Origin of the sequence: Glycomyces artemisiae (assembly GCF_003002955.1) — a bacterium.
Taxonomy (GTDB): domain Bacteria; phylum Actinomycetota; class Actinomycetes; order Mycobacteriales; family Micromonosporaceae; genus Glycomyces; species Glycomyces artemisiae.
In genome coordinates this window covers 106,019-118,111 of sequence record NZ_PVTJ01000008.1, presented here as the reverse complement: position 1 = coordinate 118,111, position 12,093 = coordinate 106,019, and the positions used below count along the sequence as shown (strand labels likewise).

Annotated in this window: 9 protein-coding genes; 6 read left to right on the top strand and 3 right to left on the bottom strand. The window is 71.4% G+C overall.

What is annotated here, in order from left to right; genetic code table 11:
• Positions 1-52 precede the first annotated feature (52 nt).
• Entirely contained in the window at positions 53-865 is an 813-nt protein-coding gene (locus B0I28_RS19820; RefSeq protein WP_181245871.1) for a phytanoyl-CoA dioxygenase family protein, read from the top strand.
• Positions 862-1,122, top strand: coding sequence for a hypothetical protein (locus B0I28_RS19815; RefSeq protein WP_106365585.1), 261 nt, complete (start codon positions 862-864; stop codon positions 1,120-1,122). Before B0I28_RS19820 ends, B0I28_RS19815 begins: the two co-directional genes overlap by 4 nt.
• Before the next feature lie 34 nt (positions 1,123-1,156).
• On the opposite strand, the gene B0I28_RS19810 is transcribed toward B0I28_RS19815, so the two are convergent.
• Positions 1,157-2,962 (bottom strand): sugar phosphate isomerase/epimerase and 4-hydroxyphenylpyruvate domain-containing protein, encoded by a 1,806-nt coding sequence (locus tag B0I28_RS19810; RefSeq protein ID WP_106365584.1) that lies wholly within the window; start codon positions 2,960-2,962, stop codon positions 1,157-1,159.
• Positions 2,963-2,981: 19 nt separating this feature from the next.
• On the bottom strand, positions 2,982-3,860 hold the full coding sequence (locus B0I28_RS19805; RefSeq protein ID WP_106365583.1) for a shikimate dehydrogenase: 879 nt from the start codon (positions 3,858-3,860) through the stop codon (positions 2,982-2,984).
• A 173-nt stretch (positions 3,861-4,033) separates the two neighbouring features.
• Between B0I28_RS19805 and B0I28_RS19800 the strand changes: the two genes are divergently transcribed.
• The 4 genes from B0I28_RS19800 to B0I28_RS27360 all read left to right on the top strand — a co-directional run bounded on the left by B0I28_RS19800 (position 4,034) and on the right by B0I28_RS27360 (position 8,774).
• Positions 4,034-4,684: a TetR/AcrR family transcriptional regulator gene (locus B0I28_RS19800; protein ID WP_106365582.1), complete on the top strand. Its 651-nt coding sequence runs from the start codon at positions 4,034-4,036 to the stop codon at positions 4,682-4,684.
• Between the two features lie 205 nt (positions 4,685-4,889).
• The gene (locus B0I28_RS19795; RefSeq protein ID WP_106365581.1) at positions 4,890-6,245 is read left to right on the top strand and encodes an MFS transporter; all 1,356 of its coding nucleotides are present in this window, start codon (positions 4,890-4,892) and stop codon (positions 6,243-6,245) included.
• A 181-nt stretch (positions 6,246-6,426) separates the two neighbouring features.
• On the top strand, positions 6,427-8,505 hold the full coding sequence (locus tag B0I28_RS19790) for a PhoX family protein (RefSeq protein ID WP_106365580.1): 2,079 nt from the start codon (positions 6,427-6,429) through the stop codon (positions 8,503-8,505).
• Positions 8,506-8,603: 98 nt separating this feature from the next.
• Positions 8,604-8,774 carry a hypothetical protein gene (locus tag B0I28_RS27360; protein WP_181245870.1) on the top strand — a complete coding sequence of 57 codons (171 nt, stop codon included), beginning with the start codon at positions 8,604-8,606 and terminating at the stop codon, positions 8,772-8,774.
• Positions 8,775-8,850: 76 nt separating this feature from the next.
• On the opposite strand, the gene B0I28_RS19785 is transcribed toward B0I28_RS27360, so the two are convergent.
• On the bottom strand, positions 8,851-11,787 hold the full coding sequence (locus B0I28_RS19785) for a carbohydrate binding domain-containing protein (RefSeq protein ID WP_106365579.1): 2,937 nt from the start codon (positions 11,785-11,787) through the stop codon (positions 8,851-8,853).
• Positions 11,788-12,093: the final 306 nt, after the last annotated feature.

The following is a 12,093-nucleotide window of genomic DNA, read 5'->3' as shown; positions in this document are numbered from 1 at the left end:
GTCGGTGATTACGGCCAACGACAGGGCCGAGATTAGCCCCTACGTTAGGTGCATGGCAACCACTGACCATCTGCTGTCCTCGGTCGAGGTCGCTCGCTTCGTCGCGAACGGCTACCACCGCATGGACGCCGTCGTCCCCGACGAGCTCAACAAAGAGGCGATCGACGTGTTCGACGCCGGCATTCCGGTGATCTACCACGGCGAGCCGGTCGCGAAGGTGTACGAGGAGGGCTCGTTCGCGCGGCGCCTGCTGGCCGTGCCCGCGGTCGCCGGGGCGCTGCGCAGCCTCGTCGGCCCCGACCCGCTCGTGGACCACCAGGCCCTCCACGTGCGCGAGCCGCACGAGGGCGCGGCCCAGGCGCTCCACGGCGACGCGATCATCGACACCCGCCCGGACGCCTTCGACGTCCAGCTCATGTACTACCCGCACGAGGTCACCGGCACCATGGGCGGGACCCTGTCCGTGCCCGGCTCGCACCTGCGCCGCACCAACGAGTCCGACACCGGCCGCTACCAGAACCTGCGCGGCCAGACGCGGCTCACCTGCCCGGCCGGCACGGTCGTGCTGCTCCACCACGGGATCTGGCACGGCGGGCGCCGCAACGACTCCGACAGGCGCCGCTACATGTACAAGATCCGGTTCAACCCGACGGTGCCGCAGGTGCGCCTGTGGGACACCTCGGACCTGGACGACCCGCGCGTGAGCGAGGAGCTGTCGCGGTTCTTCCCGTGGTGCGAGCACGCCACCGGGCGCCTGGAGATCTACAACCGCATCAAGCTGTGGCGGGCCATGACCGGCAACGCCTCCTTCGACATCGACCTGTGGGCGACCCGCGTCGCCAACCGCCCCGGGAGGGCCGCATGAAGCAGCAAGTCATGGTGCTCTACTTGAACACCTCCGGTCTCGACTCCGACGTGCTCGCCTGGTCGTTCTACGACGGCACCGGCAAGACCGACCCCACCACCGGCGACAGCGACCTGCCGCCGTACGACTCCGGCGTGGAGGCGCTGCAGGACGGCTGGCGGCTGTTCCAGGCGTCGCAGCTCATCCCGCCCTATCCGGGGCACGAGTACGACACGTCGTTCCTGAAGCACGAGTTCTGGTTCGAGAAGATCGAATAGGACGGTGAAGGGCCCGGGCCATCGGCCCGGGCCCTTATGCTCTGCGGCGCAGGCGGTCGCGGCGGTGGGCGGCCATGCGCACGGGTGCGTTCGGGGCGCCGTAGCCGGTGTGGCCGCCGAGGCGCTGCACGACCTCGAAGAAGACGCGGGAGCCGAGCACGGGCGTGTAGCAGTGCAGGAACTCGCCGTCCCCGTCGCGGTCGTACAGGAGGGCGTTGGCGCGCAGCAGTTCCAGGCGCCCGGGCGGCGGGGCGAGACGCGCGTCGAGGTCCTCGTAGTAGTTGGCGGGGATCTCCAGGAGCAGCCCCGCGTCCCGCAGTCGCCTTGCGGCCGCGGCGATGTCGCCGGTCGCGAAGGCGACGTGCTGCGGGTGCGGGACGGCGGGGGCCCAGCCGCCCCGGCGCACCGCGGCCACGCTCAGGGCGATCCGCACGCGGTGCGCGGCGTCGGCCATCGACAGGCTCCGCATGAGCCCGAAGGGGGCCGCGACCTCGGCGGGCGTCTCGGGGTCGAGGCCGAAGACGGTGCGGTAGAACAGGGCCGCGCCGTCGAAGTCGTCGGTCTGCTGCGTCAGGGCCACGTGGTCCACGCCGTGGAGGACCGAGTCGGACGCGGCCGGGTCGCCGGTCGGCGCGAAGTCGGCCCGCCAGCCCTCCTCGACGTCGCTGCGGCAGAAGAACACCGAGGTGCCGCCGGGGGCGGCGACCGCGGCGAGGTCGGCCTCCCCGGCGCGGTGCTCCCGCGGCAGGATCGGGGCCAGGAGCCGCTCGGCCCGGCGGGCCGAGGCGGGCGGGTCGGTGCTCTCGACGGCGATGGCGGCGACCGCGGTCGCGCCCTCGGCCGCGGCGGCCCGGTTCACCAGGATGCGGGCGCTCCCCTGCTCCCACAATGCCACCGGCTTCGACCGGTGGGCGCCGCTGCGCGCGAACCCGAGTGCCTCCAGCGCACCGGCGACCTCGGCGTCGGCGCCGGCCCCCGCGCCGATCTCCACGAACGCGACGCCGTCGAGGCGCGGCGGCGCGGGCAGGGCGGTGTCCACGCCCGCGGCCTCCTGGAGGCCGAGCAGCGAGCGCAGCGCGTCGACGGCCGCCACGCGCGGATCCGCTTGGCGGAACACGTCGTTGAACACTTCGAGCGACAGCGGCCCCGTGTAGCCGGTCTCCAGGACGGTGCGCAGGAACCCGGCGAGGTCGAACGCGCCCTGGCCGGGGAACAGCCGGTGGTGGCGGCTCCACTGGAGCACGTCCATGTCCAGGCGCGGGGCGTCGGCGAGCTGGAGGAAGAACAGCTTCTCGGGCGGGATCACGCGGATCGCCGACATGTCGGACCCGCGGGAGAGGATGTGGAAGGTGTCGAGGCACAGGCCGAGGTTCGGGTGGCCGGCGCGGCGCACGATCCGCCAGGCCCGGTCGAACGTCGAGACGTGGCGGCCCCAGGCGAGGGCCTCGTAGGCGATGCGCACGCCGTGGTCGGCGGCGCGTTCGGAGAGGAGGTGCAGGTGCTCCGCGGCCAGGTCGTCGTCGTCCACTGAGTCCGGATGCACGCTGGAGCACACGAGCAGCAGGTCGGCGCCGAGGCGCTCCATGACCCGGAACTTGAGCTCGGCGCGGCGCAGGTTCGCGGCCAGCAGCGGCGGCGGCACGGCCTCGAAGTCGCGGAACGGCTGGTACAGGTCGATGGTCAGGCCCAGGTCGGCGCAGCGGGCGCGCACCGCTTCGGGGGTGTCGGCCGCGGCGACGAGGTCGGGCTCGAAGACCTCGACCCCGTCGAAGCCCGCGGCGGCGGCAGCAGTGAGCTTGTCGTCCAGGGTGCCCGAGAGGCAGACGGTGGCGATGCCCATGGGGTGCACGGGTTCCTCCTCAGCGGGCGGCGGCGAGCGCGTCGAAGTGGCGGAGCATCCGGTCCGCGTCGGGTTCGGTCCCGGTGAACAGCCGGAACGAGTCCACGGCCTGGTAGACGGCCATGCGGCCGCCGTCGAGGACGCGGCATCCCGCGGCGCGGGCCGCGGTGAGCAGCGGGGTTTCGAGCGGGAAGTAGACGACTTCGGCGACCCACAGGCCCGGGTGCAGGAGCGCGGTCGGGACGGCGGTGCCGGGGTGGGCGGCCATGCCGGTCGGGGTGGCGTGGACGAGGCCGTCGGCGCCGTCGAGCGCACTGGCGAGGTCGCCCGCGGGCCCGGCGGTGATGCGGTCGCGTCCGAAGTGGGCGCCGAGTGCGTCGGCGAGGCGGGCGCTGCGGTCCGCGTCGAGGTCGAGCACCTGCACGTGCCCGGCGCCGATGCCCAGGAGCGCGTGGGCGACGGCGGCCCCGGCGCCGCCCGCGCCGAGGAGCACCACGCGGTCGAGGCGGGCCCCGGCGAGGCCGCCCATGGCGCTGCGGGCGAACCCGGAGGCGTCGGTGTTGTAGCCGACCGCCTTGCCGCCCTTGAACAGGATGGTGTTGACCGCGCCGAGGACGGCGGCCTCCTCCGACAGCGAGTCGAGGTGGGCGATGACGGCCTGCTTGACGGGATGGGTGACGTTCAGCCCGGTGTAGCCGGTGAGGCGCGCGGCCGCGAGGAGGTCGCCGACCCGGTCGGGCCCGATGCCGAGGTCGAGGAGGTCGAGGCGCCGGTACTGGTAGCGCAGGCCCAGCTCGTGGGCCTCGCGCTCGTGGAGCGCGGGGCTGAGGGAGGGCCCGATCCCGGCGCCGACGAGGCCGATGAGGTGCGCGCCGGGAGCGCCGAAGTCTGTGGGCACGGGGTCTCCTCGCCGTTCGGCAGCTTTGTACGAACTAGTTACTTCAACTTAGCAACCTTGCGCGCGTTTGCAAAGGCCCCGCCGCGGGCGCCCGCGGCCCCGCCCGTCCAGCCGGCCCGCGGCCCCGCGCGTTACAGTTGCGGTTCCGCCACTCCCCCGACACGAGGTCCCGCTTGAGCACCCGAGAGACCGCCCCGGCCGCCGACCGCGTCCGCGACCCCCAGCGCACCCGGGCCGAGATCCTCGACGTCGCGACGAGCGAATTCGCCGCCAACGGCTACGCGGGCGCGCGCGTCGACGAGATCGCCGCGAAGACCCGCACCACCAAGCGGATGATCTACTACTACTTCGAGTCCAAGCAGGGCCTGTACCTCGCCGTCCTCGAACAGGCCTACTCGGTCATCAGGTCCCTGGAGAGCGGCCTCGACGTCGAGCACCTCGACCCGCTCGCGGCGCTGCGCGAGCTCGCCGAGCTCACCTTCGACCACCACGAGTCGCACCCCGACTTCATCCGCCTGGTCTCCATCGAGAACATCCACGGCGCCAAGCACCTCGCCCAGTCCGAGATGCTCCCCGGCCTGTCCGCGCCGGTCCTCGACGTCATCGGGCGCATCCTCGAACGCGGCCGCGCCGCGGGCGTGCTCCGCGAGGACGTCGACGCCCTCGACGTCCACATGCTCATCAGCTCCTACTGCGTCTTCCGCATCGCCAACCGGCACACGTTCAGCACGATCTTCGGCCGCGACCTGCTCGACCCCGGCCGCCGCGAGCACTACCGGACCATGCTCGGCGACCTCGTCGTCGAGCACCTCGCCAGGCGCTGACCGCACCAGCCACTCCCGCAACATCGATGGGCCGCAATGCATGCTGCCCGCCGACCTGCGCCTTTCCGTTCACCGCGCCCTCTTGACAGCGCCGCCGCGCTGGCGAATGATCGGGTATTAACCAAGCAGTACATAACTATCCAGTACGTTCATCGTCTGCGATGACCACCCCCCGCGACCCTGCAACGGCGCAAGGAGATCCACCGTGTCCGTCCACCCCGCCCCCCGCCCGCCGGGCCCCGACCACCGCGGCACGCCCCGGCGCACCGCCGTCGCCGCCTGGATCGGCTCCGCCCTGGAGTACTACGACTTCTTCATCTACGGCACCGCCGCCGCCCTCGTGTTCGGGAAGGTCTTCTTCCCCGCCGAGCACGCCGCGACCGGCACCCTGCTCGCCATCGCCACCTTCGGCGTCGGCTACGCCGCCCGCCCCCTCGGCGCGGTGATCCTCGGCCACGTCGGCGACCGCTTCGGCCGCAAGCGGGTCCTGGTGTTCACGCTCCTGCTCATGGGCGCCACCACGTTCCTCGTCGGGTGCCTCCCCGGCTACGAGTCCATCGGCGTCGCCGCGCCGGTCCTCCTGGTGCTCCTGCGCCTCCTCCAGGGCCTGTCGGCCGCGGGCGAGCAGGCCAGCGCCAACTCGATGAGCCTGGAGCACGCCCCCGCGCACCGGCGCGCGTTCTTCACCTCCTGGACGCTGAGCGGCACGCAGGCCGGGCAGCTCATCGCGACCGCCGCGTTCCTGCCGGTGGCGGCCCTCCCCGAGGAGGACCTGCTGTCGTGGGGCTGGCGGATCCCGTTCTGGGCCAGCGTCGTCATGGTCGTCGTCGGCTACATCATCCGCCGCCGCATCGAGGAGACCCCGGTCTTCGAGGACGAGGCGGCGGCCGGGAACACCGTGAAGCTGCCGTTCGCGGTCCTCATGCGCGACCACTGGGCGGACGTGCTCCGCGTGGTGTGCGCGGCGCTCATCGCCTCGGTGTCCACGATCTTCACCGTCTACGCGTTGACGTACGCGGTGAACACGGTGGGCCTGGAGCGGACCCCGATGCTGTGGGTCGGCGTCGCGGCGAACCTCCTCGCGGTGGCGCTCATCCCCCTGTGGGGCGGGGCCGCGGACCGGTTCGGGCGCAAGCCGGTGTTCCTGTTCGGGTCGCTCGGGTGCGGGGTGCTCATCTTCCCGTACCTGTGGGCGATCTCGGTGGGGAACTGGGCGCTTATCTTCGGGCTCGGCATCGTGCTGTTCGGCCTCGTCTACCAGGCCGCGAACGCGACCTGGCCGTCGTTCTACGGGGAGATGTTCACCGCGCGGGTGCGCCTGTCGGGGATGGCGATCGGCACGCAGATCGGGTTCGCGATCAGCGGGTTCCTGCCCACGGTCGCGGTGGCCCTGGAGGGCGCGGACAAGGGCGCGTGGGTGCGGGTGGCCGTGTTCACCGCGGTCATGTGCCTGGTCAACGCCGTCGCGGTGTTCTCGGCGCGCGAGACGTACCGGGTCCCGACCGAGGAGCTGGGCCTGAAGCGGGCGCCGGTGCGGGCCGCCTCGGGCGCCGCGGACTGACCCGTTTCGCCCTCGCCTCGGGCGATTCCTCTATACCGTGGCGAGGGCGTTCTCCTGGTGTTCATGCGACGTTGGTGGAACCGCATACCCGCTCCGCATAGCGTCCGGGGCGAGAGACAACCGAACGCGAACGACCCCCGGCCGCGTTCCCCATCGGACTGCCATGGAGAGAAGCGAAGCGATGCGACCCCACAACCCGGAGCGGCGACGCCTGACGATCTTCCCGACCGTGCACGGCGGGCGCTCGGAGCTGACCTGCCTGTACCGGTGCGGTGACGCCTGCAACCACCCGGTGCCGAACACCTCCGACAACGAGTACCTGGGCGACGTGATCGCCAAGGCCGTCTCGCGCCGGGGCCTCATCAAGGGCGGCGTGACGGCGACGATCGTGGCCGGTGCCGCGGGCGCCGCCGCGACCCCTGCGTTCGCGGCGGACGCCGACGACGCGGCCGAGCTCGGCAAGCGCGGCTCGCGCCCGCGCGGCCTCGACTTCGAGGCGGTGGCCCTCAACCGCGAGGACGCCGTCGTCACGGCCGAGGGCTTCGAGCAGCAGATCGTGATCCGCTGGGGCGACCCGGTCCTGGAGGGCGCGCCGGAGTTCGACCCCGAGCACCAGACGCCCGAGTCGCAGGCCGGCCAGTTCGGCTACAACAACGACTACACGGCGCTGCTCGACCACCCGGACGACCGCCGCAAGAAGGTCCTCGTGTGCAACCACGAGTACACGACCGAGAGCTCCATGCTCCCGGGCTACGACGAGGCCGCCCCCACCGAGGACCAGATCCGCATCGGCATGGCCGCGCACGGCCTGTCGGTCGTCACGGTCAAGGAGGACCGCCGCACCGGCGCCCTGACCCCGGTCGTCGGCGACGAGCTGAACCGCCGCATCACCGCCGAGACGCCGTTCGTGATCTCCGGCCCGGCCGCGGGCTCGGACCTGCTGAAGACCACCGCCGACCCCGAGGGCACGACCGCGCTGGGCACGCTGAACAACTGCGCGGGCGGGACCACCCCGTGGGGCACGATCCTGTCGGGCGAGGAGAACTTCAACCAGTACTTCGCGAACTTCGCGACGATGACCGACGCCGAGCAGAAGGCGAAGCTGGCCCGCTACGGCTTCTCCGGCGGGGCGTCGGCGCGCAAGTGGGAGCAGTACGACCCGCGCTTCGACCTGGAGCAGGAGCCCAACGAGCCCAACCGGTTCGGGTGGATCGTCGAGCTGGACCCGTACGACCCCGACTGGACGCCGCGCAAGCGCACCGCGCTGGGCCGCTTCAAGCACGAGGGCGCCGGGCCGCGCCTGTCCGACGACGGGCACGTCGTCGTCTACATGGGCGACGACGAGCGCTTCGACTACATGTACAAGTTCGTCTCCAAGAACAAGATGAAGCACGGCTCCGGCCGCTCCGCCCGCGAGCACAACCGCAAGCTCCTCGACGAGGGCACGCTGTACGTCGCGAAGTTCACCGGCGACAGCCCGGCGGCCGAGATCGACGGCTCCGGCGCGCTCCCGGCCGACGGCGCGTTCGACGGCTCGGGCGAGTGGATCAAGCTGGCCTCCGGCGACACCTCCTATGTGGAGGGATTCACCGCCGAGGAGGTGTACGTCTTCACCCGCCAGGCCGCCGACCAGGTCGGGGCGACGAAGATGGACCGCCCCGAGGACGTCGAGCCGAGCCCGAAGACCGGCAAGGTCTACGTGGCGCTGACGAACAACACCCAGCGCGGCACCTCCGGGAAGGCCGCGGCCGACGAGGCCAACCCGCGCAACTCGAACAAGCACGGCCAGGTCCTGGAGCTCGTCGAGGACGACGACGACCCGCGGTCGCTGACGTTCGGCTGGAACCTGCTGCTCGTCTGCGGCGACCCGGCCGCGGCGGACACCTACTTCGGCGGGTTCCCCAAGGACCAGGTCTCCCCGATCTCGTGCCCCGACAACGTGGCGTTCGACCCGTACGGGAACCTGTGGATCTCCACCGACGGCAACGCGCTCGGCTCGAACGACGGCCTGTTCGCGGTGGCCCTGGAGGGCTCGCACCGCGGCGAGACCAAGCAGTTCCTGTCCGTCCCGATCGGCGCCGAGACCTGCGGCCCGGTCGCCCAGGCCAAGCACATCCTGGTCGCGGTCCAGCACCCGGGCGAACTCGACGGCGCGGACTACGACAACCGCCTGTCCAACTGGCCCGACGGCGGCACCTCGCTCCCGCGTCCGGCGGTCGTGAACGTGACGACCCCGCGCTTCGGCAACATCGGCTGCTAGCGCACTGAACGGCGGGGCGGCGTCCGGGGGACCGGGCGCCGCCTCGCCGCGTTCCGAGCGCGGGCGCCCGCTTGCCGGACCTGCCTATCCTCGGTGCCATGTCCACCCCGCCCGATCCCCCCGAGGCCCCCAAGGGCTTCCTCCGCGAGTTCTTCTCCGGCTTCTTCGACGACTTCACCTGCGGCGACTGGCTGGAGTTCGCCATCTACTGCGCCATCGCGATCGCCGCCGTGGCGACCGGCGTCGCCTGGCTCCTCGGGAAGTTCTGACGCGTTTGTGCGCGAGCGGCCGGGCCGGCCGCGGGGGTCTCCCGCGGCCGGCCCGGTCCTTCTGGGCGGCAAGGTCCTACGAGAGGTACGGCCCGTCGTCGCCGACCTGGCCGGGCGCGTCGGTGAGCGCGGTGTCGAGCACGTAGACGGCCATGTCGCCCTGCCCGGATACGGTGGCGGTCAGCGTCCCGCCGGTCACCGTCTTGACGTCGCCGGTGACGGCGTCGGTGTAGGTGCCGTTCGGGATGTTCGTGAACGTCGCGGAGGAGGTGATGGCGACGAGGGCGAAGCTGTCGGTGTCCGCGTCGGTGTAGCGGCGCTTGAACGCGATGCCGCCGCTGATGTTCTCGGTGGAGTACTGCCCCATGGAGAGCGCCGGGACGGCCCGGCGGATCTCGTTGAGGCGCTGGAGGTGCTGCACGAGCGGCTGGTCGAGGGTGGTCGCGACGGCGCCGGTCGCCGAGTCGACCCGGCTGAAGTCGCTGACGGCGAGGGTCCCTTCGAGGTGGTCGCCGTAGTAGGCGCGCCCGGTCTCGGCGAGCGGGCAGGTGGGCCCGCAGTCGATCCGCACGCCCGCCTGGAACTCGATCTCGGAGCCGTAGAACAGGGTCGGGATGCCGCGGAACGTCCACATGAGGTTCATGTTCTCGGCCCACGCGTCGGTGCCCCCGGCGTAGCGGGTGCTGGACTTGTTGGGGCCGTAGTCGTGCGAGTCGACGTAGACGGCGTTGAACGTGGCGTCGTTGACCCAGGGGTCGGAGTCCTTGCCGTTGAAGAACGCGTTCGAGGCCTCCCCGAAGTTCATGTGCATGCGCATGTCGATGATGTTCATGCCGGAGAACTGCGAGTAGTCGGGCGCGTGGTAGGCGTTCCCGTCGAGGAACGCGTTGTCGCTGGTCGGCTGGTTCTCGGTGCCCTGGGCGTTCTCCCAGTCGTACTGCTCGATCGCGGCGGCGACGTCGTCCGCCGAGTACTCGCGGCGCTCCTGCCAGGTGTAGAACTGCGCGGAGTGGTTGACCGAGCCGCGGTTCCAGCGGTCGTGGACGAACGCGGCGACCTCCCCGAAGATGTAGAAGTCCTGGGCCTTCTCCACGCCGTACTTGGCGACCAGATGCTCCTGGAGGGCGGGCAGGAACACGCGGTTCCAGGTGACGCGCGGGATGTGGACGGCGGTGTCGACGCGGAAGCCGTCGACGCCCATGTCGATGTACTGCTCGTAGGCGCCGATCAGGTAGTCCTGCACCGCTGCGTTCTCGGTGTTGAAGTCGGCGAGGTCCTCGTGGATCCAGCAGGAGCGGGCGTCCTCGCCCTCCCAGTTCCCGATCCAGCACTGGTGGTAGTTCGCGGCCGAGAACATGCCGGAGGTGGGGCTGGGCCACTGGCAGTTGTAGACGGTCCAGCCTTCGGAGCTGTAGTTGCCGGTGGGGGTGCCCCAGTTGCGGCAGGTGTTGCCCGCCGGCTCCTCGGTGGACCAGAGGTCGCCGTTGTAGTAGGAGCGACCGGAGTTCGGCTCGACCGAGAGGCCGTCGTAGGCGAAGTCGGGGTTGTAGTCGTCGTAGAAGTCGCCCCACTGGTCGTCCTGGACGCCGAAGACGGTGGGCGTCTCCAGGCCGACCGCGCCCCAGCGGGACGAGTGGTTGAAGACGACGTCCTGGTAGATCTTCATGTCCTTGGCGTGCGCGGTGTCGATGAGGTCCTGGTAGGAGGCCCCTTCGGATTCGAGGCGGGCGTCCACTTCGTAGAAGTCGTACCCGTGGTAGCCGTGGTAGTCGTAGTCGGAGCGGTTGAGCACGACCGGGGTGATCCACACGGCGGAGAAGCCGAGGGCCTTGATGTAGTCGAGGCGCTCGATGAGGCCGGAGAAGTCGCCGCGGAACATCGGGTCGTCGTAGTCGGCGTTCCCGGAGGTCTCGTGCTTGGCGCCGCCGCGGTTGTTCGACTCGTCGCCGTCGTAGAAGCGGGCGGTCATGACGAAGTAGATCGGGTCCTGGCGGGGGTCGCCGCCGAGCATCTCGCCGCCCGCGGCGGCGGGCGGGGCGTCGCCGGTGGTCGCGGTGACCGATCCGCTGGCGGGCGAGAGGTTCCCGGCGGCGTCGTAGGCGGCGACGGTGTAGTCGTACTCGGTGTTCGGGTCGAGGTTCGCGTCGGTGAACTTCGTCGACGCGGTGGTGCGGGTGACGGTCCCGTCGGCGGAGGTGCGGGTGAGGCGGTAGCCGGTGACGCCGACGTCGTCGGTCGAGGCGGTCCACGACAGGATCACGGTGGTGGCGTTGACGGCGGCGGTGACGCCGGTCGGCGCGGCGGGGGCGACGGTGTCGGGCTCGGCTGCCTCGCAGGGGTCGGCCGCGTCGGCCGTGACCTCCGAATCGGAGACGAGGGTGGTGCCCGCGCCGATCGCGTAGTCGCTGCCGCCGTTGTTGTCCCAGACGCCGCCGCCGTTGTTGAACGCGGCGGTTAGGCCGGCCGCGGAGCCGAGCGGGACGGTGAGGCGGGCCCATCCGGCGCAGGCGGGCTCGGCCATGGCGAGGCCGGGGGCGGTGGTCCACACGCCCGCGATGGCGTAGTGCAGGTAGGCCTGGGTCCAGCCCGTGGAGGTGAGGTCGTAGTAGACGACGGCCTCGTCGCCGCCGCAGGGGTTCCCGGCGCCGACCTGGCCGCCCGCGACGGTGACGTCGCCTGAGCCGATGCGGTAGTTCGCGCCGTTGTTGTTGTCCCAGGCGCCCGCTCCGTTGTTGAAGACGACCTGCGCGCCGGTCGCGGTGCCGAGGTCGACGGTGCGGGTGTACCAGCCGGTGCAGGCGGGGGTCATGGGGACGCCGGGGACGGCGGTCCAGGCGCCGCCGTCGGGGGCGTAGTGAATATTGGCGCCGGTCCAGCCGGAGGCGGCGCGGTAGTAGACGGTGGCGGTGGTGGCGGCCGTCGCGGCCGGGACGGCCGCCAGCGCCATGAGCGCGGCGGCCAGTGCGAGGACGGCGGCGAGCAGCCGGGAACGGCGGCGGGGTCCGCGAGTCATGTCGGGCTCCTGTGGGGCGTGGTCTGCTGTTCTGGACTTGCCGTTCCCAGATGTTTTCTTGCAGGTCTTGCAAGAAGTAAGCAGACCCTAGCACAGACTTTCCCATATAGCCATGTCTCGATTGATAGCGCTGAGTGCCGCAGGCCGTACAGCCGTCCCTAACCCCCACCCGCCCAGGGGACCGTAGCGGCGATCCTTGCCCGGGGGTCCGACAGAAATCCGGCCCGCGCGAGGGCCGCGGCCGCATTGTCACCCGTCCGGGCGGCATGGCGACGGGCACACCCGCCGAGCGAGATTTATCGAACA